We start from the raw sequence: 21,590 nt of genomic DNA on the forward strand, positions 1-21,590 counted from the left end.
CCAGATTTATTTTTTAGTCTTCGCCAAATTTGTCATCGACCAGGGCGGTCAGCGCGTCCAGCGCCTCGCGGGCCTGGGGGCCGCCGGCCCGGATGTCGATGGTGGTGTCGATGCTGGCCGCCAGCATCATCAGCCCCATGATCGATACGCCCGACACGATATTGTCAGCGCGCTCCACCTCCACCTGCGCATCGAAGTCGCCGGCCAGCCGCACGAACTTCGCCGCCGCACGGGCATGCAGGCCGCGCTTGTTGCGGATGGTGACCGTGCGCGCCAGGGCGCCGGGGGGCAGGATGCTTTCGCTCATTCAAGGGACCGGGAACAAGGGTTGCAGAAGATCAGCCGTCCGACAGCAGGGCGGAGGCGACGTTGATATATTTGCGGCCCGCCTCCTGTGCGGCCGCCACGGCGGCCTTCAGGTCGGCGCCGGTCTTGCGCACCGACGCCAGCTTGATCAGCATGGGGAGGTTCATGCCGGCGATCACCTCCACCTTGGCGCGATCCATGATGGAAATGGCCAGGTTGGACGGGGTGCCGCCGAACATGTCGGTCAGCACCACCACCCCGTCGCCCGTGTCGCACTTGGCGACATCGGCCAGGATGTCGTTGCGGCGCTGCTCCATGTCGTCTTCCGGCCCGATGCAGACCGCGCAGACCTGGCTCTGCGGACCCACCACATGTTCCATGGCGGCGATGAACTCCACGGCGAGATTGCCGTGGGTGACAAGGACCAAGCCGATCATGCGCTTTCCCTCAGGTTCGTGCCGGCGGCCGCCCGGTCTTCGGGCACGGGCGGGGCCTGCTCCTTGCGGTCGAGGTCGCGATGCGCCTCTCCCACTTTGTATCCCCGCTCCCGAAGCCAGAGGGCCAGATTGCGGGTGATGAAGACCGATCGATGGCGGCCGCCGGAACAGCCGATGGCGATGGTCAGGTAATGCTTGCCCTCCCGCACATAGCGGGGCAGCAAGGGTTCCAGCAACCGCGTCAGGTTGCCGAAGAATTCCGTATAGTCCGGGTCGCGGGTGATGTAATCCGCCACGGCTTGGTCCAGGCCCGTCATGGGCCGCAGCTGCGCGTCCCAATGCGGATTGTCCAGGAACCGGACATCGAAGACCAGATCGGCCTCACGCGGGACGCCATGGCGATAGGCGAAGCTGGTGCAGAAGATGGAGAGGCCGGGCCCACCCTCCAGCCGGAACAGGCCGGCCAGATGACGTCGCGTGTCATGGACAGAGAAGTTGGTGGTGTCCACCACCTCGTCCGCCGCGTCGCGCAGCGGCTGCGTCAGCACGCGCTCTGTGGCGATGCCATCCAGCACCGGCCGGTCGGCGGCCAGCGGATGCGGCCGGCGCGTTTCCGTATAGCGGCGCTGCAGGGCGTCGGCATGGGCATCCATGAACAGCAGCCGCACGCGCAGATCCGGCCGTTCACGCAGCCGTGCGATCTCCGCCAGCAGGATCTGGGCATTGAAATCGCGGGTGCGGCTGTCGATGCCGATGACCAGCGGTCGGTCATGCGGCTGGCTGACCAGAGGCTGCAACAGCGAGAGGCGCAGATTGTCCACCGCCTCGTAACCCAGATCCTCCAGGCTTTTCATGGCCGTGGACAGGCCACTGCCCGACATGCCCGTGGCGACGACGACGGGCAGGCGGCCATCGGGCCCCAGGGCAGGATCAAGCGCGCTCATGCCCGCCCTCCGGTGACGGTCGCAACCATACGGCCCCATGCATCCTCGCCCGGCACCAGCGGCCAGCCGCGCGCCAGGGCGGCCATGGCCAGACGCAGCTTGGGGGGTGTGGAGGTGTGGAAGGGGTTCAAAATGATGCGGGGCAGGGCGACACCGGCAATGATCTCGACCCCCGGATGGGGCAGGCGTTCCACCTCCTCCCCCAGATCGACGATCAGGGCCAGGGGGGCGCTTTCCACAAAGGGCACGGGCAGTACACCCAGGCCGCGCACCTCCATCAGGCCGCAAAGGACCTGCGGGCAACGGGCCAACAATCCGCCCCGGCCGTCCGCCATCAGGTCGACACGGTCGTCGGCCACCAGCCGCGCCCCGTCATCGACAAGGCGCAAGGCCAGATCGGACTTACCCGCCCCCGACGGGCCCCGCAGCAGCAGGGCCAGACCGTCGATGGCGACACAGCTTGCATGTATCTGGACCATGATCACCAACAGAGGGGATCAGGCGCCAGGGCGGGAAACATCCCACCGCCCATCCATCCCATGTTCCGGCATCCCGGCCATCCCCTCAGCCCCCGCGATCGAGTGGAACAATCTTCTTAGCAAACGCGGAAGCGGGGGGCGAGGGTAATCGGTGGGGCGGGGATGAGAGGTTGTTGTCATGAATGGTTTTTCCGTTCATGTTTTCAATCTATGGGGGTTTTCCCCGCTCCCGGGACAGTCAGTATGCGGGGGGCACGATGAAGCGTATATTGTTTCATGGCAGCGCATTGGATGACCTGCGGCGCTTTCCTGATGGCCCGCGCAGAGAGGCAGGTCGGCAACTGGATATGGTGCAACGCGGGCAGGAACCGGCAGATTGGAAGCCGATGCCGGGCATCGGCACCGGTGCCAGGGAAATCCGTCTGCACGATCCGACGGGCGCCTTCAGGGTCATCTATGTCGCGAAGTTTGCCGATGGCGTGCATGTGTTGCATTGTTTTGAGAAGAAGAGCCAGAAGACAGCCCAAAGCGACATTGATCTCGCAACCCGCCGCTATCGCGACCTGATCAGGGGATTGGCATGACCGAGCAGGCTTTTGGCAGCGTCTGGGACGCCATTGAGGATGATCCCGCCATCCGGGCCGGCTTGAAGCTGCGGTCGGAACTGATGGATGTGATCCAGGCGCATCTGGCCCGGCAGGGCTGGTCCCCCGCCCTGGCCGCGGGGCGTTTGGGCGTCCCGTCTGAACGCTTCGCCGCTTTTCAGCGGGGCCGGATCGATGAATTCAGCATTGAGGAACTGCTGGCCATGGCAGCATCCGCCGGGCTCAGCATCCATGTGCAGGCCGGAGAGGCGGCCTGACGCGCCCCCTTCCCCCCGGCCGCATCACCCCCTATCACTGTCACCGGTTCCCCTCCCGTGACAGGCCCCATCTTGCCCGAACTGCTGTCCACCGACATCCTGGTCTTCCTGGCCTGTGCCGCCCTGCTGGCCGGCTTCGTCGATGCCATCGCGGGTGGCGGCGGGTTGATCACCATTCCGGCATTGCTGTCCACCGGCATTCCGCCGGCCGCGGCCTTGGCCACCAACAAGCTGCAGGGCAGCTTCGGCACGGCCATGGCCACCGTCACCTTCTGGCGGGCGGGGCAGATCGAGTTGAAGAAGATGGCCTTCGCCGTGGCCTGCGTCTTTGCCGGATCGGCGGTGGGGACCTTGGCGGTGCAGGTGACGGGGACGGAGTTCCTGGTCACCGTGATCCCCGTGCTGCTGGTCGCCATCGCGCTCTATTTCCTGCTCAGCCCGCGCGTGGGCGATGTGGAGGTGCGGGCGCGGATGTCGTTGCCGGCCTTCAGCCTGACATTGGGGTTCGCCATCGGCTTCTATGACGGCTTCTTCGGGCCGGGAACGGGCAGTTTTTTCGCGCTGGGCTGCGTGGCGCTGCTGGGCATGAACATGCGCCGGGCCACGGCCAACACCAAGCTTTTGAACTTCACCAGCAATGTTGTCAGTCTGGGCGTGTTCGCGCTGGGCGGACAGATCGTGTGGAAGGCGGGGCTGATCATGGCCCTGGCGCAGGTGGTGGGCGCCTGGGCCGGCAGCCATGCCGCCATCCGGTTTGGTGCCAGACTGGTCCGCCCGCTGCTGGTCATTGTCTGTCTGGGTATGACCATCCGATTGGTGGCGCAGCCCGACCACCCCCTATATGTTTTCGTCCGCGACCTGTTCGCCGCCTGAGGACCGCCCATGCTGGACCTGACCGACAGCCAGATCGACCGCTATGCCCGCCACATCATGCTGCGCGAGGTCGGCGGCGAGGGGCAGTCCAAGCTGCTCTCCTCCTCCGCCCTGATCGTCGGCGCCGGCGGGTTGGGGGCTCCCCTGCTGCTCTATCTGGCGGCGGCCGGGGTGGGGCGAATCGGTATTGTCGATAATGATGTGGTGGATCTGTCCAACCTGCAGCGCCAGGTGATCCACGATACGGGCGGCATCGGTGTGCCCAAGGTGGACAGTGCCGCCGCGCGAATCGCCGCCATCAACCCGGACGTGAAGGTCGATATCCACAAGACCCGCCTGAACCGGTCCAATGTGCTGGACATCGTCGGGAACTATGATGTCGTGGCCGACGGCACCGACAATTTCGCCACGCGCTTTCTGTTGAATGATGCTTGCTATTTGGCGGGCAAGACGCTGGTCAGTGCCGCCATGCTGCGCTTCGACGGGCAATTGTCGACCTTCAAGGCGCATCTGGGTGACCCGCACCCCTGCTATCGCTGCATCTTCCGCGAACCGCCGCCGCCCGGCATGATCCCGTCGTGCTCCGAAGGCGGGGTGCTGGGTGCCTTGGCGGGATCGATGGGCAGCCTTCAGGCCGTCGAGGTGTTGAAGGAATTGCTTTGCATTGGCGACAGCCTGTCCGGCCGGCTGCTGATGTATTCCGCCCTGGAGACCAGTTTCCGTACCGTAAAGATCCGCCGCGATCCCGACTGCCCCACCTGCGGCACAAATCCGACCTATACCGACCTTTCGCACCATCCGTTCTGAAACGATCTGGGAGCGTTCGATGTCTGACGGCAAATGGGGCTTGGCGCTGGTGATCCAGTCCGGTGGCTTCGACCGTGTGCATTACGCCCTGGTGACGGCCGCTGCGGCCGTGGCCACAGGAAGGCCCGTCACCCTGTTCTTCACCGGCCGGGCCCTGCCGGCCCTGCTGGACCGCGAGGGCTGGAAACGGCTGGATTTCTCCGACGATGGCACCAGCCCGGAGGCACGCGACGCCACCCTGGCCCATCGCGGTGTCGGCACGTTCGTGGAATTGCTGACCGGCTGCGCTGAACTGGGCGTGGCCTTCCTGGCCTGCGAGATGGGCTGGCGGGCGCTGGGCATCCGGGAGCCGGACCTGCGGCCGGACCTGGCGGTGGAAACCACCGGCATGGTCAGCCTGCTGGGCCGCGTGCGACCGGGGGACCAGCTGCTGTTCGTGTGAACCGCACCAGCATGACATGATCGCCGGCACTGACCGCCACCCATTCCCCTTCCGCCCTTGGCAAGGAAGCCGGCGTTTCCAACCGTTCCACCGGTTGCGCGATCAGGCAGACATAGCCATCCATGGCGGGGCTTCTCCGGGTGCCGAGACGAAGACGGCACCGCCCACCCCCTGTCGCGGGGCGAACGGTGCCGTCATCATCCTGGGATCGAGCCCGGGGTCCGGCGAACCGGACCCCGGAAGGGTCAAGGGCAAGAGCGCTGCCGTTGACCCCGGTCTGAAAGGGCCCCTGGCTGTCACGATCCGGCGGGGTCGGCGATCCATCGCGCCGTCCGCCGGCTTTCCGCCGCCCCCTCCCATCCAGCGCGGAGGGAGGCGGAAAGGTTACAGCCTGGGGGGCCAAGAGCCTGGGTGAGGGATGCAGCCCCCTCTCCCGGCGGACCTGCTCCCCTGTTCAGGAACAGAAGCAGATCGATCTCAGAAGCGCTGAACCGATCAATGGAACTGGTCGGTCTCGGTGCTGTCCTTCATAGCGGTCGTCGACGACGTGCCGCCGGAGATGGCCACGGCCACCGCGTCGAAGTAACCGGTACCCACCTCGCGCTGGTGCTTCACGGCGGTGAAGCCCTGGTCGGCGGCGGCGAACTCACGCTGCTGCATCTCGGAGTAAGCGGCCATGCCGCGCTCCTTGTAGCCCTTGGCCAGCTCGAACGTGGCCAGATTGAGCGAGTGGAAGCCCGCCAGCGTCACGAACTGGTACTTGTAGCCCATGGCCCCCAGCTCGGCCTGGTACTTGGCGATGGTCGCGTCGTCCAGGTTGGCCTTCCAGTTGAAGGAGGGCGAGCAATTATAGGCCAGCATCTTGCCGGGGAACTTCTTGTGCACGGCCTCGGCGAAGCGGCGGGCATCGTCCAGGTTCGGCTTCGACGTCTCCCACCACATCAGGTCGGAATAGGGGGCATATTCCAGGGCGCGGGCGATGCAGTAATCGACGCCAACCCCCTTCTTGATGCGGAAGAAGCCTTCCGGCGTGCGGTCGTTGCGGTCGATGAAGGGATGGTCGCGCTCATCCACATCGCTGGTGATCAGTTGCGCCGACTCGGCGTCCGTGCGGGCCACGACCAGGGTGGAGGTGCCGCAGACATCGGCGGCCAGGCGGCCGGCATTCAGGGTGCGGATGAACTGCTGGATCGGGATCAGCACCTTGCCGCCCAGATGGCCGCACTTCTTCTCCGAAGCCAGCTGGTCCTCGAAATGCACGGCGGCGGCACCGGCCTCGATCATGCCCTTCATCAGCTCGAACGCGTTCAGCGGACCGCCAAAGCCGGCCTCGGCATCGGCGATGATCGGCGCGAACCAGTAGGTATCGCCCTTGCCCTCGGCCGTCTGGATCTGGTCGGCGCGCTGGAAGGCATTGTTGATGCGCTTCACGACGGCCGGGACGGAGTTGGCGGGGTACAGCGACTGGTCGGGATACATCTGGCCGGCCAGATTGGCGTCGGCCGCGACCTGCCAGCCCGACAGATAGATGGCTTCCAGGCCGGCCTTGACGTGCTGCAGGGCCTGGTTACCCGTGAAGGCGCCCAGCGTGTGGACATAGGGACGGGTGTGCAGCAGTTCCCACAGGCGCCGCGCACCCATTTCGGCCAGCGTGTACTCGATCTTCACCGAGCCCGACAGGCGGCGCACATCCTCGGCCGTGAAGTCGCGCTTGATGCCGTCAAAACGCTTGGCGTGGATGGCGGCGAGGTCGATGCTCTGGGTCTGGTCCAACGGGGACATGCTCTCAACTCCTGGCCTGGTGGGGCTCTCTGATGTCTCGTGCGGGCCGCTTGTTGTTTTGCCACCTTTGGCCCGTTATCGGGGTTGGTGTGCAGTGCAGCGCCGTTGAGATGAACATGATGCCGCGACATAAAATGATCAATACGGTGAATTTCGTAAAAGAGTATTGCTGTCACAATCTGTAATGCCGATTGCTGTCATGTTGTAAATTTTGTAATTTGATGGGGTGACGCAGCGGAGGATCCTGCCATGAAGAGCGTCGCCGACAAGTTGGGGTTCAAGCCGGGCAAGCGTGCCTGGATGCTGGATGCACCTGAAGATCTTCAGGAAATGATCGGTTTGCCGGTCGAACTGCCCGACGGGGAGGTCGACCTGCTACTGGGTTTTGCGGTGGATGTCGCGGCCCTGGGACCCCTGGCTGATCGCCTGCTGCCGCTTTACAGACGCGGCGGAGCTTTCTGGGTGGCGCATCCCAAGAAAAGCGGGGCCATCAAAAGCGATCTTTCCCGCGATGCGGGATGGGAGCGGCTGACCAGGCAAGGCCTGATACCCGTCACCCAGATTGCGCTGGATGATGACTGGTCGGCCCTGCGTTTCCGTTACCGCGACGAGGTGCCGAAGATCACGCGCAAGGAAGGCTGACCCATGTCTGAGAAGAAGGCCATGCTGGGCCACAAGGTCCGCCGCCTGCGCCGCGACCTGAAGATGACCCAGGCGCAGATGGCGGAGGAGATCGGGATTTCCCCCTCCTATCTCAACCTGATCGAGGCCAACCAGCGCCCCCTGACGGTGCCGCTGCTGCTGAAGATCGCGTCGGTCTACGGCATCGACATGGCCAGCTTTGCCGAAGATGACGAGACGCGGCTGGTGGCCAGCCTGCGGGAGGTGTTCGCCGACCCCCTGTTCGATACTGGCGACATCAAGGGCCAGGACATGAAGGAGGTGGCTGCCGCCGCCCCCAATCTGGGCCATGCGGTGGTGGCACTCTATCGCGCCTTCCGCGAGGCGCGGGAGGATCTAGGCGCCTTGGCGGAGAAGGTGGCGGACCGCGACAAGCTTCAGGTCATGGGCGCCCAGGCCTTCCCGCAGGAGGAGGTGTCGGAATTCTTCCAAGCCGAGCAGAACCATTTCCCCGACCTGGAGATCGCTGCGGAGACGCTGTGGATTGAGGGCGACCTGGATAGCGGCAACCTGTACGGCACCCTGTCCGCCTATCTTCTGAAAAAGCATGGCGTGCGCGTGCGGCTGATGCCGACGGAGGTGATGGGCGGCGCCATCTGCCGTTATGACCGGCATTCAAGACGCGTGCTGATCTCCGAAATGCTCGACCCGGCCGGCCGCACCTTCCAGCTGGCCAGCCAGGCGGCGCTGATCTGCCAGGCGGAGTTGATCGATGCCGCGGTGGCACGCGGCAATTTCAGCCATGAAGAGGCGCGGCGGCTGGCCCGCGTGGGTCTGGCCAATTATTTCGCTTCCGCAATCATGATGCCTTATGGCCGATTTCTGACAGCCGCCAAGGAGGTTCGTTACGATATCGAAATCCTGTCCCGGCGCTTCGTGGCCAGTTATGAGCAGGTCTGCCACCGCCTGACCTCCCTGCAGCGGCCCGGCGCCAAGGGTGTGCCCTTCTTCTTCGCCCGCGTCGATCCGGCGGGCAACATGTCCAAGCGGTTCAGCGCCGCGTCGGGCTTTCATTTCGCCCGGTTCGGCGGGGCCTGTCCGCGCTGGCATGTGCATGACGCCTTCCGCCGGCCCGGCGTGATCCAGACCCAGCTGGCCCGCATGCCGGACGGGACCTCCTATTTCTCCATCGTGCGCACGGTGGAGAAGCCGGGCGGCGGCTGGAAGCAGCCGGCACGGCAGTTCGCCGTGGCCATCGGCAGCGATCTGGCCCATGCTGGGCAACTGGTCTATGCCGATGGCTTGGATCTGTCGAACCAGGATGCGGCCACGCCCATCGGCGTCAATTGCCGCATCTGCCCGCGCCTGGACTGCACCCAGCGCGCCTTCCCGCCGCTCTCCCACCGGCTTTCGGTGGACGAGCATATCAGGGGCGTCTCCTCCTATGTCAGTGTGGGCACGGTATAAGGGAGGTCATCCGCCATAGGCCCGGCGGAACCCGTCCGTCACCTTGGCGATGAAGGCCGGGTCGCGGTCGCGCCAATAGCGCGGGTCGGCGATCATGCGGTTCAGGTCCGCCGTCTGGCCGGCCGCATCGCCCGCCGCGCCTGGCCGCAGCGGCCGGGGTTCCCCGCCACCATCCTGCATCAGCCGGTGCAACGCCAGCACCCCGTCGGCCGTGCCCGACAGGGCATCCAGCAGCGGGGCCGGCAGGTTGCGGCTGCCCCAGGCCAGGATCTGGCCCGACAGGTCGCGCCATTTCTCCTCTCCGCCGAAATGGCCGACCAGCTTTCCCAGCTCCGCCTCCGCCTGGAAGCCGGCGGCCATCTCCTGCAACAGCGGCAACAGCCGCTCCGCCGCCAGGTCATAGAGCAGCTGGGCCTGTTCGGGCGTGTAGCCGGCGCCGAACAGGCGGCTGTTGATCTCCCCATCCGGTTCGAACAGGCCATGGTCGCAGCGGATGCAGTAATCCTCCGCCTTGGCCGGCACGCCCAGCAGGGCCAGCGCCTTGGCCTTCTCCGTTGCCGGGTCGGGCGGGGTGGACAGCTTGCGCTCCAGTTCCTGATAGGATTTCAGCAGCGCGTCGATCCGGATGGCACCGGCATCGGGGTCCCAGAATTTCACGGGCACATGGTCGGGGCGGGGGGCAATGGTGGCGTTGCGGGTCTCGATATTGGTCGCGTCCATGGCGATCTCCGTTAAAGGATGGGGCAAAGGGGGGACAGGCCGCCGCGCGCGGCGAGGTGGCGAAGGGTGAGGACCAGGGAACGCTGTCCCTCCAGATGACGCAGCCGCGCCTCCGTGACGTCGGGGCCGGGCGTGGTGGCCAGGGTCACGCGGGTCAGGTGCGACAGCAGCAGGGCACCGTCGGCCCCGGCGAACAGCCGGGCACAGGCGGCGGCCAACTGATCCTCGGGCACCGGATCGGCGGCGGGGTCGGCCCAGGGCCAGCCGGGATCAGCCATCCACACCCTCCGTCCCGCCCGCCGGCGGCAGGGGGCGGACCAGCGTGGGCGGCACACCCGCCGCGTCGGCCAGGAACCGGGCGCAGGCCGGCAGATCGACGACGGACAGCGCGTCCGGGCCCAGGGCCGCCACGCTTTCCAGCCAGCGCAGCGTGGTCTCCGCATCGCGCTGCGCCTGGGCGCGGGCCAGCGGCGACAGGATGCGGACCTGCACCTGCCTTCCGTCGGCAGCGATGTCGGGGATCAGCCCGCGCCGGCGCAGGATGGACAGGCAGCGCCGCACCAGCGGCACCAGCAGCTCCGATTGCAGCCGCCCGAAAGTGGCGCCCAGCAGCCGCGCCATCTCCGCCCCGCGCTCCAGCACCTCCGTTGCCGTCATGCGCGGTCCGTCCACCGGTGCCAGCCGGTCGGCCAGCAGGGCGTGGCGGATGCGCCGGCGCAGATCGTCCAGCACCAGCTGGCTGACATCGAACCGTCCGGGGCTGGCCAGCGGCGTCAACCCCGCCGACCCCACGGCCTTGGGAATGATGGTGCCGGGCACCAGGCGGACGGTGCCGGGGTTCAGTACCCCGTCATCATCCGCCTGCCAGATGCCGGTAACGGCGATGGAGGCGTTCTTCAGGACCAGTTCGACCACCTTGTTGGCGGTCTTGATGTCGGGCAGGGCTTTCATCACCGGGCTGCGACCATAGGTTTCGCCGGGTGCCTTCAGCCAGCGAAAGGCGATGAAGGGCATGTCGGCAAAACGCCCGTCGGCCAGCAAGGTGGGGGCTTCCTCCTCCAGCACCACGCGCCAGCGCCAGGCCGTCCCCTCGGGCATCACCGATTCGATGATGGCGAAGCGGTAGGCGGGATCGGCGCCGCCCAGGCACTTCACCGGCTCTGGGATATGGTCCACCGGCACGCGGGCGGCCAGTTCGCCCAGCGTCAGGCGCTGGCGACGGTAGAGATGGTCCAGACGGCCCTCCTCCCCCTCTTCCAGCACCAGATCCGACAGGGGCACGGCGGTGAAGCGCAGGGCCGATGGGGCACCGGGGGCCGCCTCCTCCACCAGCAGGCAGCCGGTGCCGCCGGTGACCACATCCAGGAATGCCTGATGCGCCTCCACCGCGAAGTTGGACCGGTCGATCTGGGCATGGAACGTGTCCGCTGCCGCCAGCAGCAGCGGTGACAGGCGGTCGGCCAGGTCCGGCTCCAGCGCCGGGCCGGGGGTCAGCCCCATCCATCGCGACCAGGGCGGGGTCAGTTGGGCCAGCAGTGCCGCCGCCAGCTGGTCCACGGCATCGGCGGCCGTGGCGTCATAAAGCCGGTCGCCGCGGCGCGCGCCCGGCATGGCACCGGCCTCGAAACCAGCATGCTGGGGCAGGGCATGTTCATAGCATTCGCGCCAGAGCGGTTCCCAGACGGCACGGCGGGCGGCGGCGCGGGCATGGCGCTCCAGCAGGGACGCGGCCAGAGGATCGGCTGTTGTCGGGGAATGGGTCGGGGTCTGCATCGCTCTATTCCCCCAGCAGTGTTTTGCGGGTGGGCGCCAGGGTGCCGGGGGCCAGCACCCCCCGCCATCCGGTCAGGACCGTGCCGGCCCGGCCGGCGGTGCGGCGCAGCAGGCTTTGCTCCCCCGCCGTGGGCAGGTCGGGGGCGGTGACGACGGGTGCGGCCGGGGCCGAGGCAGGTGCCGCCACGACGGCCGGTGCCGCGGCCGCGGGGGCCGTCGTCGCGCGGGGTTTGGGGGAGGAGACGAGGCGGGCCAAGGTTGCGCACTCCTTCTGCTTCTGCGGAATGGGCGGGTCGCCGCCCAGATGGCGATAGAGTTGCCAGGGGGTCTGGACATGGGCTGCCCGGATGCCCAGCACCCGCTTGACCAATGTCACGCAGGTGAAGGGGGCGAACGGCCATTGCGCGGGCAGGGGCGGATGGATGGCGGTGACCAGCACGCGATGTCCCCGCGCCCGGAACCAGGCGGCCAGGTCGGCATCGGCGGGCAGCGGATGGAACTCCACCTCCAGCCGGATGGAGAGCGGGTCGAGCGTGATCCAGCCGCCGGACACGGGCAGGGCCAGGAAGACATGCCGGAAGCCGGGCTTCAGCCAGCGCAGCCAGGCGATCTCCGTCTCGTGGCAGAAGACCAGCAGCGCCGGCCCCCTCATTTCACGATGCCTTTTTCGCGCAGCGCCGGGTCCAGGGCGGACAAGGCCTCTGCCCACAGCCCATGGTCGCGCATCTCGCGCCGGCGGTCGGGGTCCGGCGCCATCTGGCGGCGGCCATAATGGGCCATCACCAGCAGATGGTCGCGCAGCAGCCGGCGCTGACGATAGAGCCGGTCCACTGCGCGCAGGATGTCGCCAGGCTCACACGGGCGGGCCACCAACCCCTGGCCGGCCCGTACCCGCGCACCGGCCAGCTTGGCCTCATGCGCGGGGACGAACCAGAACCAGGCCTCCTCCACACTGTCGAACGGTGTGGCCTTGATGGGCGGGATCGGCGGCAGGGCCCGCGGACGCGGGCCGGGGATGGGTCTCTGCAGGGTCATTCCAGGGTCCTTCTGCTGGCCGCGCGCCACGGCTTGGGTAAATTTCCCTTAAAACGACATGTTTAAATTCCTAAGTCAAGTGCGTAGTGAAAATTATCCTAGGGACAGGGCAGAAGGATTCTGGGATAAGACTCCCATGCTCAAGCATGCAGACATATGGCGGGCCATCGATCGGCTGGCGCAGCGACATGGCCTCTCCGCCTCCGGTTTGGCCAAGCGCGGCGGTTTGGACCCGACCACCTTCAACAAGTCCAAGCGCATGACGCCGGACGGCAAGCTGCGTTGGCCGTCGACCGAAAGCATCGCCAAGGTGCTGGAAGCGACGGGCAGCAGCTTTACCGATTTCGTCGGCATGACGGGCGACGCGGTGGGTGAGGCACCGGTCGCCGTGGCCGCCGTGGCGCTGCGCCGCGTGCCGGTCATCGGCTATGCCCAAGCCGGTAATGACGGCTATTTCGATGATGCCGGATATCCCGCCGGCAATGGCTGGGACGAGCTGGAATTCCCCCATGTCGCCGATGACCATGCCTATGCGCTGGAAGTGTCGGGCGAGAGCATGGAGCCGGTCTATCGCGATGGCGATGTCATCATCGTTTCCCCCGCCGCATCGCTGCGCCGGGGGGACCGCGTCGTGGTCCGCACGCGTGAAGGCGAGGTGATGGCCAAGCAACTGGCGCGGCAGACGGCCAACCGTCTGGAGCTGACCTCGCTGAACCGGGCCCATCCCGACCGGTCGCTAGCCATGAGCGACGTGTCCTGGATCGCCCGCATCATATGGGCCAGCCAGTAGCGGCTGTCCAACTGACGACCCCCAAGCGCTTGTGGTGATCTCATCCGAGGCGGGCCTATGGCGACTCGAGTCGCAGGACAGGCCGGGAGTCGGATTTCCTGGATTTCCGGTCCTAGGATTTTAATCATTGAAATGGCAGTTTCGGCCGATATATCCTGCGAGGAAGCCCTTTTCCCGCCGGAGTCGCGCCCATGCCATCCTTCCATCCCCCTTCCGGGCCCGATGCAGGTGCCCTTCTGGATGATCTGCACGCCCGATATGACGGGCGTCCCCCGCGTGGCCAGCGGCTTGCCGCCCTGACGGCTGGGGATTCTGTCCTGATCAGGGCGGTACGGCTGGCGCGACGCGACCGGCTGCTGGCAGAGGGGGTCGCCGCCCGTCTGGCGCTGTCCCGGCGCCGCCGGCAATTGCCGGCGGCCGATGCGATGGACGATCCCTGGCTGGAGCGGCTGACGGGCGTGCTGCGTGATGCCCGGCACGGGCTGGTCGCGGGGTGATCACCGCCGCGCCAGCACGTCCTGATGCCCAACCACCAGCCGCGCGCCCTGCTCACTGGCCAGTGCGCGGCGGCGTTCGGCCCAGGCGCGGATGCGGGGGGTGCTGCCGGGGTCCTGTTCGGCTGCCGCCTTCTCATAGCCGGCGATCATGGCCAGATGGGCGGCAATCTGCTTGGGCCCGATCTTCCAGTCGGCCAGGGCGGTTTCCACCTTGTAGCCGGCATCCGCCAGGGCGGTGACCAGCGCCTTGGGCGCCGCCGGCCCCAGGGCGGCACCGCCCAGCCCCTTGGCCCGGCCCATATGGGTGTGGAACAGGCCGATCACGAACCCGTCATCCTCGTCCATGATGGAGAATTCCACGCGTCCATCCACGGTCAGCGTGCCCAGCAGCGGCGGGAAGCCGCAGCTGGCCAGTTCCTTGACGAACCGGTCCAGCCAGGGTTGCGACACCAGGTCGAACAGGGCCTTGGCGGTGACGCCGTCATACTGGTTCAGGCCCAGGTCTGCCGGGTCCTGGGCTAGGTCGAAGCTGCGCATCTCCACCCGCACGGCCATGTCGTCGCAGGTGATCATATAGGCGCGGCGCTGTTCGGTGTGTTCCCAGCCATTGCGGTCGGCCCAGCGGCCGATCTCTCCCGGCGCCTTGGCCAGAAGCTTGCGGTCCTTCTCGATCAGGGTCCAGTCCTGCTCGCCGCGGCCCAGCTTCATGGCCAGCTGGCGGACATTGCTGCCGGTGCCGGCACCCAGATCGATGATCATCGGATGCTGCGGCAGGACCCGGCCGAAAGACCAAGCCAGGCCCACGGCGCGCGCCGCCTCGTCCAGCGGTTCGCGCAGGCGGAGCCATTCGGGTTCGAAATCGAGATTCATGCCGACGTCCGATCATCTTCCCTGGAAACCAGCATGCCGGAGAGTGCCGAGCGTATCAACGTCACAGACTGTTGCCAGCTGGGCAACTCCCCGCCCGCCCGCGCCGCCGCCGCGCGTGCCGCCGCCAGGGCGGCCGGATCGGACAGCAGTTTCTCGAAGGCAGCCGCCAGTGCTGCCACGTCCCCCGGCGGGACGACGGCGCCGGCGTCCGGCGGCACCACCTCGGCCAGGCCACCGGCGTCGGTGACGATACAGGGCAGCCCACGCTTCAACGCGTCGGCCGCCACCATGCCATAGCCTTCATGGAAGCTGGGCAGGGTGAACAGATCGGCGGCCCGCCATTGCGCTTCCAGCGCGTCACCCGACAATTCCCCCGTCATCCGCACCCGGTCGCCCAGCCCCTGTGTCGCCACGGTATCGATGATGGCCGCCGCCTGTCCCGGATGGCGGGCGTCGCTGCCCACCAGCACTAGGCGCCAGGGCAGGTGCTGTACCCGGGCCAGCGCCTCGATCAGCACCAGATGCCCCTTGCGCGGGGTCAGGGTGGCGACGCAGAGGATGGTGGGGATGCCATCCCCCCCGCCGGTGGCCGGTTCGGCCGGGTCGGTGCCGGGATTGGCGATGGTGATGCGATCGGCCGGTACCGACAAGTCGATGACGCCCTGTTGCGTGGTGCACGAGGGCACGATGACATGGCGCATATGGGACAGGGCGTCGCGTTCGATGCGGAACAGAGTGTCGGCCTGTTCCGGTGTCAACCCGTTCTCCAGATGCAGCGGGTGATGCACCAGGGCCGCGAAGCGCAGGCGATAGCGGTCTACCCAGACGGCATGCGCCGCCACGGGCAGGGCCAGGCCATCGATCAGCACGGGCTGTGCGTCGGGGATGCCGGCCAGGATGGCGTCGGCGCCGGCACGCGACGCTTCATCCACGAACGGGTGCGGTCCCGGCAGTTCGTGCAATTTGATCGGCACGCCCAGGTCGCGCAGGCCCGATACCAGCCGACGCAGATAACCATAGCCGCCGGTCAACTGGTTGATATCGCCGGGACAGATGATATGCAGCGTTCGGCCCGTCATCGGGCCGCCTCGTTCAACGGCGCGTCATAGGCACCCCAGGCGACATGGCTTTCTGACAGGGTGATGCGCAAACTGTCCAGCGCCGGCCCGTCGGCGCCCAAGGCTCCGTCGCGGATGCTGGCGGCCAGCTTGCGATGGATGTCACCGGCCAGGAATTCGGTGGTGGTGTTGCGGCCCTTGTATTCCGGCAGCTCGTCCAGATTCTGGTAATTCAGCGGGGCCAGCACCTGCTTCAGCAGTACCGACGCCGCCCCGATATCGACCACCAGCCCTTCCGGCGACAGCTGTCGGCGGCGGAATTCGGCATCCACCACGAAGGTGGCGCCGTGCAGCCCCTGGGCCGGCCCGAAAATGGCGCCCACGAAACTATGCGCGATCATGATGTGCTCTCGCACCGACAACAGGTACATGGCTGTCCTTTCAGGGAACGGAGCGCTGGTAGCGGACGACGGGACAACCGAAGGGCAGGCTGGAAAGTTCCGCCATGGCTTGGGCCAAGTCCACGAAATCGATGCGGGGCCCCAGGGCGAGGTCCAGCACCGGATCGGCCAGCAGCGACAGGGCCTTGTCCAGGCGGCGCGACAGGCTCCAGCGTGGACGGAAGGCGGGCGACACTTTGCCGACCTGCGAGGATACGATGCGCAGCCGCCCCGGATGGAAGGTTCCGCCCAGCGACAGGGTGACAGGCCGGTCGCCATACCAGGACGCCTCCACCACGGTGGCTTCCTGCCCCGCCAGCTGCAGGGCTGTCGACAGGCCTTCGCCGGTCGCGCTGGCATGGACCACCAGGTCGCAATCACCGCCATCGGCCTGATCGGGGGTTGCGAAGCGGGCGCCGAAGGCCTGGGCCATGTCGGCGCGGGCCGGATCGATATCGACCAGGGTGACCTCCGCCCCCGGCATGCGGGCGGCCAGATAGGCTGCCAGCCCGCCGACAATGCCACCGCCTACCACGGCGATGCGCTGGCCGGGTGCGGCCCCGCCATCCCACAGGATGTTCAGCGCCGTTTCCATATTGGCAGCCAGCACGGCGCGTTCGGTGGGGACATTGTCGGGCACAGGCCGGCACCCCTCCACCGGCACCACCGCCACGTCCTGGTGCGGATGCAGCGAGAAGACGCGGCGTCCGGCCAGATTGGCGGGCCCGTACTCGGCGATACCGACCAGGGCATAGCCATACTTCACCGGACCGGGGAAATCCCCGTCCTGGAAGGGACAGCGCATGATGGGCTGCAGCTCTGCCGGCACCCCGCCGCGGAATACCAGCGACTCGGTGCCCCGGCTGATGCCGCTGACCAGCGTTCGGATCAGCACATCGCCCGCCAGCGGCTCCGGCAATTCCTGTTCACACAAGGCCCCCCGGCCGGGGGCGAGCGTCCAGAAGGCGGTGGCACGGTCGGGCAAGGGCGGCATGCGCGGGCGACCTCCATGAAAGGGGATTCAGGATACGGGAGAAGCGATGACGGAATAAAGCGCGCTCAAGGTCGGATGGCAGCCATGACGAGGTACCGCGCTGTCATTCGTCCAGGCTCCCGCCATATCATCGCATCCCCGCGACCCGACCCCGGATCATCATGCGCCGTCACGACCGCCCCTCCGGCAATCAGGACCCTTCCCTTGCCAAGACCCAGCGCCTGTCCGACGGGCAGGTGCTGCGCCAGTTGCTGCCCTATCTCTGGCCTGCGGGGGAGACGGGGATCAAGGTGCGGGTGGTGGTGGCGCTGCTGTTCCTGGCGGCGGCCAAGGCGGCCAACGTCTCCATTCCCGTCTGGTACAAGGGTGCGGTCGATATGCTGACCGCGGGCGGCGGTGTGGCGACCAACCCGGCCGTTGCCATTCCGGTCGGCTTCATCCTGGCCTATGGCATGGCCCGCGTCCTGTCGCTGGCCTTCGGGGAGTTGCGCGACGCCATCTTCGAACGGGTCAGCCAGCGGGCCATGCGCGTGGCCGCCCTGAACGTCTTCCGGCACCTGCACGCACTGTCGCTGCGCTTCCATTTGGAACGGCAGACGGGGGGCCTCAGCCGGGTGGTGGAGCGCGGGACCAAGGCCATCGACAGTCTGCTGGGCACCTCGCTGTTCAATGTGCTGCCGACCCTGCTGGAGATATTGCTGGTCACCGGCATCCTCTGGCACCTGTTCGATATCCGCTTCGCCGTCGTCACCTTCGGCACCGTGGCCGGCTATATCTGGTACACGATCGCCGTCACCAACTGGCGCACCCGCATCCGCCGCGACATGCTGGATGCGGACACCCGCGCCAGCGCGCGGGCCATCGACAGCCTGCTGAATTATGAGACGGTCAAATATTTCGGGAACGAGGCGTTCGAGGCGCGGCGCTATGACAAGGCGCTGCGGGCCTATGAAGATGCGGCGGTGCGCACGCAATCGTCGCTGTCGCTGCTGAATGTCGGGCAGGGGATCATCATCGCGGCCGGCGTGGTCAGCGTCATGTGGATGGCGGCCGATGGCATCATCCAGGGCCATCTCACCATCGGCGATTTCGTGCTGGTGAACACCTATCTGCTCCAGCTTTACCAGCCGCTGAACATTTTCGGCTTCGTCTATCGCGGTATCAAGGAATCCTTGAACGAGATGGAGCGGATGTTCGAACTGCTGTCGGTGAACCGGGAGGTGCAGGACGCACCCGGCGCGCCGGTTCTGGTCACCCACGGCGGGGAGGTGCGGTTCGACGGTGTGGAATTCGCCTATGATGCCCGCCGGCCCATCCTGAAGAGCCTGGATTTCACCATCCAGGCCGGGCACACCGTGGCGGTGGTGGGGCCGACGGGGGCGGGCAAGTCCACCCTGTCGCGTCTGCTCTATCGCTTCTACGACACGACGGCCGGCCGCATCCTGATCGACGGGCAGGATGTACGGTCGGTGACGCAGGAGTCCTTGCGCGGTGCCATCGGCATCGTCCCGCAGGACACGGTGCTGTTCAACGACACCATCCGCTACAACATCGCCTATGGCAGGCCGGGGGCGGACCAGGCGGACCTGGAGCGCGTGGCCGATGCCGCCCAGATCCTGGCTTTCATCAAGGCCCTGCCCGATGGCTGGGACACGATGGTGGGCGAGCGCGGCCTGAAACTGTCGGGCGGGGAGAAGCAGCGCGTCGCCATCGCCCGCACGCTGCTGAAGGACCCGCCCATCCTGATCCTGGACGAGGCGACGTCGGCGCTGGACACACATACGGAGCGGGAGATTCAGGCGGCGCTGGGCGATGCCGCGCGCGGGCGCACCACGCTGGTCATCGCCCACCGCCTGTCCACGGTGGTGGATGCCGACGAGATCATCGTGCTGGATGCCGGCCGCATCGCCGAACGCGGCAGCCACGCGGCCCTGCTGGCCACGGGCGGGGCCTATGCCGCGCTGTGGGCCAAGCAGCAGGAAGCGGCGTGACGGGTCAAACCTTCGCCGCCTCAATCTCCGCCGCCTTGGCCTCGACCAGTTTCACCAGATGGTCGACGATGCCCTGGTCCTTCAGCCGGTGGGCCGGCAGGCCGCCCAGATAGACCTGATGCGTGCCCTTGCCGCCGCCGGTGAAGCCGATATCGGTCATGGTGGCCTCGCCCGGCCCGTTGACAATGCAGCCGATGACGCTGACGGTCAGCGGCGTGGTGATATGGGCCAGCCGCTCCTCCAGCACCTCCACCGTCTTGATGACGTCGAACTGCTGGCGGGCACAGGATGGGCAGGAGATGACGGTGACACCCCGGCGGCGCAGGCCCAGGCTCTTCAGCATCTCGTACCCGACCTTCACCTCCTCCACCGGATCGGCGGACAGGGACACGCGGATCGTGTCGCCGATGCCCGACCAGAGCAGCATGCCCAGGCCGATGGAGGATTTCACGGTGCCGGATCGCAATCCGCCGGCCTCGGTGATGCCGATATGCAGCGGGTAGTCGCAGGCCTCCGCCAGCCCCTGATAGGCGGCCACCGCCATGAACACGTCGGACGCCTTCACTGAGATCTTGAAATCCCGGAAGTCGTGGTCTTCCAGGATCTTGGCGTGGGTCAGGGCACTTTCCACCAACGCGTCTGGGCAGGGCTCGCCATAGCGTTCCAGCAACTCGCGCTCCAGGCTGCCGGCATTGACGCCGATGCGCATGGAACAGCCATGGTCACGGGCCGCCTGCACCACTTCGCGCACACGTTCCGCCGATCCGATATTGCCGGGATTGATGCGCAGGCAGGCCACCCCGGCCTTCGCCGCCTCAATGGCGCGGCGGTAATGGAAATGGATGTCCGCGACGATGGGGATCGTCGATGCCCGCACGATCTCCGGCATCGCCGCGGTGCTTTCCTCATCGGGGCAGGAGACGCGGACGATGTCGCATCCGGCCTCCTCGATCCGCCGGATCTGCTCGATGGTCGCCTTGGCATCGGCCGTGACCGTGTTGGTCATGGTCTGCACGGTGATGGGCGCATCACCGCCCACCAGCACGGACCCGACCCGCACCTGACGGGACTTGCGGCGCAGGATCTGGCGCCAGGGGCGATGGGCGGCGGGATCGTGGTTGCTCATGATCGGATAGGACCTTGGGGGAAGGGTCAGCGTCCGGCCAGCGATTCCGGCGCCAGGGGCACACTGCGCATAACCTGGGACTTGGCACCGAGCGGGGCAAGGTCGCGGCCGTCAAGGCTGACCACCAGACCGCCGGCATTGCCGGTGTTCAGCACCATGCCCGGCACGTCGGGGGCCTTGAACAGGTCGCCGCGGCGCAGCACGCGGGAGGCCCACAGCGTGCCCTTGGCGTCGCGCACCTCGATCCAGCTATCCTCCACGGCGCGGATGGTGACGCGCACCTTGCCGTCGGTCTGGCCGAAGACGCGGCCGGTGGGCACCACTGTGTCAACCGGCGCCGGCTGGGCGTTGGCGGCGGGGCCGGCGGCGGCAACCGGTGCTTCCCCGGCGGCCACCGGTTCCACGTCCGGCGTTGCGGGTTCGGCGGCCGGAGCGGGGGCGGGGGCCTGCCCGAGATCGGGCAGCTGCGGCACCTCGCTATCCTCCTCCGTCGCCGGGCCCCGGGCCACGGGCGTGGTGTCGGTGGCGGGCAGGGGCGCGCCGGTCGCGGCCGGTGCCGGGACAGGCGTGGCGGGCAGGGTGGTGCTGGTCGATCCCACCTCCGGTGCCGACGGGGATGATCCGTCCACCAGCGCTTCCACCTGGCCGGGATTGAGCACCTGTGTCGGCGCGGGCGGGGGCTCCACGATGGTGCCGTCGCCATAGATCAGCTTGGACAGCCGTTCCGGCAATGCCGGCACCAGATCGCCCACCGACCGGTCGGATGCCGACAGCACGTACCAGCCGCCATAGACGCCGACCGCCAGCAAGGCCGCGATCAGCAGTATGGCCCCGCCGGGCACCCGGCTCTCATTCACCGGCTCGGGGAAATACAGCTCGGGCGTCGGCTCATGCCCCGCCGCATCCTGCTTGAAGCGCAGCAGCACGGCACCGGGGTCCAACCCCACCGTCTGGGCATAGGAACGCAGGAAGCCCGTGGAATAGGCATGGCCAGGCAGATCGGCCCAGCGCCCATCCTCAATGGCTTCCAGGAAGTTCAGGCGGATGCGCAGGTTGGCCGCCAGGTCGGGCAGTGTGTAGCCCAGCGCCTCGCGCCGCGCCTTCAGCGCCTCGCCCACATGGCGGGGGCCGGCCTGGCTGGCGGCATGCGCGTCGGGTTCCGGTGCCATCGTGGAACCCGCGCCGTGGCGCAGATCGCGCATGTCTTGCTGTCGTTGATCGCCCATGGTTCCCCGTCGGCCTTGTCTCCACGGCAAGGCATTGTCTTAGCAACCGT

The 21,590-nt window shown here is 67.2% G+C and carries 26 protein-coding genes; 10 read left to right on the top strand and 16 right to left on the bottom strand.

The features are described from left to right. Positions 1-13: 13 nt before the first annotated feature. From AC1Q7F_RS00815 to AC1Q7F_RS00830, 4 genes are read right to left on the bottom strand one after another with little or no spacing between them, the layout of a single operon-like run. Complete coding sequence (locus AC1Q7F_RS00815; protein ID WP_492502827.1) at positions 14-307, bottom strand: HPr family phosphocarrier protein; 294 nt, start codon at positions 305-307, stop codon at positions 14-16. 31 nt (positions 308-338) lie between these two features. After that, the gene (locus AC1Q7F_RS00820; protein ID WP_492502829.1) at positions 339-743 is read right to left on the bottom strand and encodes a PTS sugar transporter subunit IIA; all 405 of its coding nucleotides are present in this window, start codon (positions 741-743) and stop codon (positions 339-341) included. Further along, entirely contained in the window at positions 740-1,687 is a 948-nt protein-coding gene (gene rapZ / locus AC1Q7F_RS00825; protein ID WP_492502831.1) for an RNase adapter RapZ, read from the bottom strand. The genes AC1Q7F_RS00820 and rapZ overlap by 4 nt, the downstream gene beginning before the upstream one ends. Continuing rightward, positions 1,684-2,166 (bottom strand): HPr kinase/phosphorylase, encoded by a 483-nt coding sequence (locus AC1Q7F_RS00830; RefSeq protein WP_492502833.1) that lies wholly within the window; start codon positions 2,164-2,166, stop codon positions 1,684-1,686. Before AC1Q7F_RS00830 ends, rapZ begins: the two co-directional genes overlap by 4 nt. 257 nt (positions 2,167-2,423) lie before the next feature. Between AC1Q7F_RS00830 and AC1Q7F_RS00835 the strand changes: the two genes are divergently transcribed. Genes AC1Q7F_RS00835 through AC1Q7F_RS00855 form a run of 5 tightly spaced genes read left to right on the top strand, consistent with a single transcriptional unit; the run spans position 2,424 to position 5,150 of the window. Continuing rightward, positions 2,424-2,750, top strand: a complete 327-nt coding sequence (locus AC1Q7F_RS00835) for a type II toxin-antitoxin system RelE/ParE family toxin (protein WP_492502835.1) — start codon at positions 2,424-2,426, stop codon at positions 2,748-2,750. Next, the gene (locus AC1Q7F_RS00840; protein WP_492502837.1) at positions 2,747-3,028 is read left to right on the top strand and encodes a helix-turn-helix domain-containing protein; all 282 of its coding nucleotides are present in this window, start codon (positions 2,747-2,749) and stop codon (positions 3,026-3,028) included. The genes AC1Q7F_RS00835 and AC1Q7F_RS00840 overlap by 4 nt, the downstream gene beginning before the upstream one ends. 57 nt (positions 3,029-3,085) lie before the next feature. Beyond that, positions 3,086-3,901, top strand: coding sequence for a TSUP family transporter (locus AC1Q7F_RS00845; protein ID WP_492502839.1), 816 nt, complete (start codon positions 3,086-3,088; stop codon positions 3,899-3,901). Between the two features lie 12 nt (positions 3,902-3,913). Further along, positions 3,914-4,708, top strand: a complete 795-nt coding sequence (gene moeB, locus AC1Q7F_RS00850) for a molybdopterin-synthase adenylyltransferase MoeB (RefSeq protein WP_492503883.1) — start codon at positions 3,914-3,916, stop codon at positions 4,706-4,708. Between the two features lie 19 nt (positions 4,709-4,727). Further along, the gene (locus tag AC1Q7F_RS00855; RefSeq protein ID WP_492502841.1) at positions 4,728-5,150 is read left to right on the top strand and encodes a hypothetical protein; all 423 of its coding nucleotides are present in this window, start codon (positions 4,728-4,730) and stop codon (positions 5,148-5,150) included. A gap of 495 nt (positions 5,151-5,645) precedes the next feature. On the opposite strand, the gene aceA is transcribed toward AC1Q7F_RS00855, so the two are convergent. After that, entirely contained in the window at positions 5,646-6,932 is a 1,287-nt protein-coding gene (gene aceA / locus AC1Q7F_RS00860; protein WP_292903727.1) for an isocitrate lyase, read from the bottom strand. 249 nt (positions 6,933-7,181) lie between these two features. Here aceA and AC1Q7F_RS00865 point away from each other — a divergent pair, with 249 nt between their 5' ends. Together AC1Q7F_RS00865 and AC1Q7F_RS00870 are read left to right on the top strand one after the other, a co-directional pair. Beyond that, positions 7,182-7,574, top strand: a complete 393-nt coding sequence (locus tag AC1Q7F_RS00865; RefSeq protein ID WP_492502842.1) for a hypothetical protein — start codon at positions 7,182-7,184, stop codon at positions 7,572-7,574. Between the two features lie 3 nt (positions 7,575-7,577). Continuing rightward, positions 7,578-9,020 carry a helix-turn-helix domain-containing protein gene (locus AC1Q7F_RS00870; protein ID WP_492502843.1) on the top strand — a complete coding sequence of 481 codons (1,443 nt, stop codon included), beginning with the start codon at positions 7,578-7,580 and terminating at the stop codon, positions 9,018-9,020. Positions 9,021-9,026: 6 nt separating this feature from the next. On the opposite strand, the gene AC1Q7F_RS00875 is transcribed toward AC1Q7F_RS00870, so the two are convergent. Genes AC1Q7F_RS00875 through AC1Q7F_RS00895 form a run of 5 tightly spaced genes read right to left on the bottom strand, consistent with a single transcriptional unit; the run spans position 9,027 to position 12,548 of the window. After that, positions 9,027-9,740, bottom strand: coding sequence for a capsid assembly protein (locus AC1Q7F_RS00875; RefSeq protein WP_492502845.1), 714 nt, complete (start codon positions 9,738-9,740; stop codon positions 9,027-9,029). A gap of 11 nt (positions 9,741-9,751) precedes the next feature. After that, positions 9,752-10,018, bottom strand: a complete 267-nt coding sequence (locus AC1Q7F_RS00880) for a Bbp19 family protein (RefSeq protein ID WP_492502847.1) — start codon at positions 10,016-10,018, stop codon at positions 9,752-9,754. After that, positions 10,011-11,513 carry a portal protein gene (locus tag AC1Q7F_RS00885; RefSeq protein WP_492502849.1) on the bottom strand — a complete coding sequence of 501 codons (1,503 nt, stop codon included), beginning with the start codon at positions 11,511-11,513 and terminating at the stop codon, positions 10,011-10,013. The genes AC1Q7F_RS00880 and AC1Q7F_RS00885 overlap by 8 nt, the downstream gene beginning before the upstream one ends. Before the next feature lie 4 nt (positions 11,514-11,517). Then, positions 11,518-12,165, bottom strand: coding sequence for a hypothetical protein (locus AC1Q7F_RS00890; protein WP_492502851.1), 648 nt, complete (start codon positions 12,163-12,165; stop codon positions 11,518-11,520). Continuing rightward, positions 12,162-12,548, bottom strand: coding sequence for a hypothetical protein (locus AC1Q7F_RS00895; protein WP_492502852.1), 387 nt, complete (start codon positions 12,546-12,548; stop codon positions 12,162-12,164). The genes AC1Q7F_RS00890 and AC1Q7F_RS00895 overlap by 4 nt, the downstream gene beginning before the upstream one ends. Before the next feature lie 136 nt (positions 12,549-12,684). Between AC1Q7F_RS00895 and AC1Q7F_RS00900 the strand changes: the two genes are divergently transcribed. Further along, positions 12,685-13,338, top strand: coding sequence for a S24 family peptidase (locus AC1Q7F_RS00900; RefSeq protein WP_492502853.1), 654 nt, complete (start codon positions 12,685-12,687; stop codon positions 13,336-13,338). 191 nt (positions 13,339-13,529) lie between these two features. Next, positions 13,530-13,835, top strand: coding sequence for a hypothetical protein (locus AC1Q7F_RS00905; RefSeq protein ID WP_492502855.1), 306 nt, complete (start codon positions 13,530-13,532; stop codon positions 13,833-13,835). Here the strand turns inward: AC1Q7F_RS00905 and AC1Q7F_RS00910 are convergent, their stop codons facing one another. The 4 genes from AC1Q7F_RS00910 to AC1Q7F_RS00925 are packed head-to-tail and all read right to left on the bottom strand — an operon-like array spanning position 13,836 to position 17,197. Next, entirely contained in the window at positions 13,836-14,705 is an 870-nt protein-coding gene (locus AC1Q7F_RS00910; protein ID WP_492502857.1) for a hypothetical protein, read from the bottom strand. It lies immediately after the preceding gene. Then, positions 14,702-15,784, bottom strand: a complete 1,083-nt coding sequence (locus AC1Q7F_RS00915) for a glycosyltransferase family 4 protein (protein ID WP_492502859.1) — start codon at positions 15,782-15,784, stop codon at positions 14,702-14,704. The genes AC1Q7F_RS00910 and AC1Q7F_RS00915 overlap by 4 nt, the downstream gene beginning before the upstream one ends. Next, entirely contained in the window at positions 15,781-16,194 is a 414-nt protein-coding gene (locus AC1Q7F_RS00920) for a 6-pyruvoyl trahydropterin synthase family protein (protein ID WP_492502861.1), read from the bottom strand. Before AC1Q7F_RS00920 ends, AC1Q7F_RS00915 begins: the two co-directional genes overlap by 4 nt. Before the next feature lie 10 nt (positions 16,195-16,204). After that, positions 16,205-17,197, bottom strand: a complete 993-nt coding sequence (locus tag AC1Q7F_RS00925) for a zinc-dependent alcohol dehydrogenase (protein ID WP_492502863.1) — start codon at positions 17,195-17,197, stop codon at positions 16,205-16,207. Between the two features lie 161 nt (positions 17,198-17,358). On the opposite strand from AC1Q7F_RS00925, the gene AC1Q7F_RS00930 reads away from it, so the two are divergent. Beyond that, positions 17,359-19,188, top strand: coding sequence for an ABCB family ABC transporter ATP-binding protein/permease (locus AC1Q7F_RS00930; protein ID WP_492502865.1), 1,830 nt, complete (start codon positions 17,359-17,361; stop codon positions 19,186-19,188). A 4-nt stretch (positions 19,189-19,192) separates the two neighbouring features. Here the strand turns inward: AC1Q7F_RS00930 and ispG are convergent, their stop codons facing one another. Next, positions 19,193-20,314 carry a flavodoxin-dependent (E)-4-hydroxy-3-methylbut-2-enyl-diphosphate synthase gene (gene ispG, locus AC1Q7F_RS00935; RefSeq protein WP_492502867.1) on the bottom strand — a complete coding sequence of 374 codons (1,122 nt, stop codon included), beginning with the start codon at positions 20,312-20,314 and terminating at the stop codon, positions 19,193-19,195. Between the two features lie 26 nt (positions 20,315-20,340). After that, positions 20,341-21,516 (bottom strand): helix-turn-helix domain-containing protein, encoded by a 1,176-nt coding sequence (locus AC1Q7F_RS00940; RefSeq protein WP_492502869.1) that lies wholly within the window; start codon positions 21,514-21,516, stop codon positions 20,341-20,343. Positions 21,517-21,590: the final 74 nt, after the last annotated feature.

It is taken from the genome of Niveispirillum sp. GW835-FHT14G11, assembly GCF_058793615.1.

Coding starts and splice junctions, on each gene's coding strand:
- AC1Q7F_RS00900 (WP_492502853.1), top strand. CDS start 12,685: ATGCTCAAGCATGCAGACATATGGCGGGCCATCGATCGGCTGGCGCAG.
- ispG (WP_492502867.1), bottom strand. CDS start 20,314: ATGAGCAACCACGATCCCGCCGCCCATCGCCCCTGGCGCCAGATCCTG.
- AC1Q7F_RS00890 (WP_492502851.1), bottom strand. CDS start 12,165: ATGAGGGGGCCGGCGCTGCTGGTCTTCTGCCACGAGACGGAGATCGCC.
- AC1Q7F_RS00840 (WP_492502837.1), top strand. CDS start 2,747: ATGACCGAGCAGGCTTTTGGCAGCGTCTGGGACGCCATTGAGGATGAT.
- AC1Q7F_RS00930 (WP_492502865.1), top strand. CDS start 17,359: ATGCGCCGTCACGACCGCCCCTCCGGCAATCAGGACCCTTCCCTTGCC.
- aceA (WP_292903727.1), bottom strand. CDS start 6,932: ATGTCCCCGTTGGACCAGACCCAGAGCATCGACCTCGCCGCCATCCAC.
- AC1Q7F_RS00915 (WP_492502859.1), bottom strand. CDS start 15,784: ATGACGGGCCGAACGCTGCATATCATCTGTCCCGGCGATATCAACCAG.
- AC1Q7F_RS00880 (WP_492502847.1), bottom strand. CDS start 10,018: ATGGCTGATCCCGGCTGGCCCTGGGCCGACCCCGCCGCCGATCCGGTG.
- AC1Q7F_RS00885 (WP_492502849.1), bottom strand. CDS start 11,513: ATGCAGACCCCGACCCATTCCCCGACAACAGCCGATCCTCTGGCCGCG.
- rapZ (WP_492502831.1), bottom strand. CDS start 1,687: ATGAGCGCGCTTGATCCTGCCCTGGGGCCCGATGGCCGCCTGCCCGTC.
- AC1Q7F_RS00870 (WP_492502843.1), top strand. CDS start 7,578: ATGTCTGAGAAGAAGGCCATGCTGGGCCACAAGGTCCGCCGCCTGCGC.
- AC1Q7F_RS00920 (WP_492502861.1), bottom strand. CDS start 16,194: ATGTACCTGTTGTCGGTGCGAGAGCACATCATGATCGCGCATAGTTTC.
- AC1Q7F_RS00910 (WP_492502857.1), bottom strand. CDS start 14,705: ATGAATCTCGATTTCGAACCCGAATGGCTCCGCCTGCGCGAACCGCTG.
- AC1Q7F_RS00865 (WP_492502842.1), top strand. CDS start 7,182: ATGAAGAGCGTCGCCGACAAGTTGGGGTTCAAGCCGGGCAAGCGTGCC.
- AC1Q7F_RS00905 (WP_492502855.1), top strand. CDS start 13,530: ATGCCATCCTTCCATCCCCCTTCCGGGCCCGATGCAGGTGCCCTTCTG.
- AC1Q7F_RS00820 (WP_492502829.1), bottom strand. CDS start 743: ATGATCGGCTTGGTCCTTGTCACCCACGGCAATCTCGCCGTGGAGTTC.
- AC1Q7F_RS00830 (WP_492502833.1), bottom strand. CDS start 2,166: ATGGTCCAGATACATGCAAGCTGTGTCGCCATCGACGGTCTGGCCCTG.
- AC1Q7F_RS00940 (WP_492502869.1), bottom strand. CDS start 21,516: ATGCGCGATCTGCGCCACGGCGCGGGTTCCACGATGGCACCGGAACCC.
- AC1Q7F_RS00815 (WP_492502827.1), bottom strand. CDS start 307: ATGAGCGAAAGCATCCTGCCCCCCGGCGCCCTGGCGCGCACGGTCACC.
- AC1Q7F_RS00925 (WP_492502863.1), bottom strand. CDS start 17,197: ATGCCGCCCTTGCCCGACCGTGCCACCGCCTTCTGGACGCTCGCCCCC.
- AC1Q7F_RS00875 (WP_492502845.1), bottom strand. CDS start 9,740: ATGGACGCGACCAATATCGAGACCCGCAACGCCACCATTGCCCCCCGC.
- AC1Q7F_RS00835 (WP_492502835.1), top strand. CDS start 2,424: ATGAAGCGTATATTGTTTCATGGCAGCGCATTGGATGACCTGCGGCGC.
- AC1Q7F_RS00895 (WP_492502852.1), bottom strand. CDS start 12,548: ATGACCCTGCAGAGACCCATCCCCGGCCCGCGTCCGCGGGCCCTGCCG.
- AC1Q7F_RS00855 (WP_492502841.1), top strand. CDS start 4,728: ATGTCTGACGGCAAATGGGGCTTGGCGCTGGTGATCCAGTCCGGTGGC.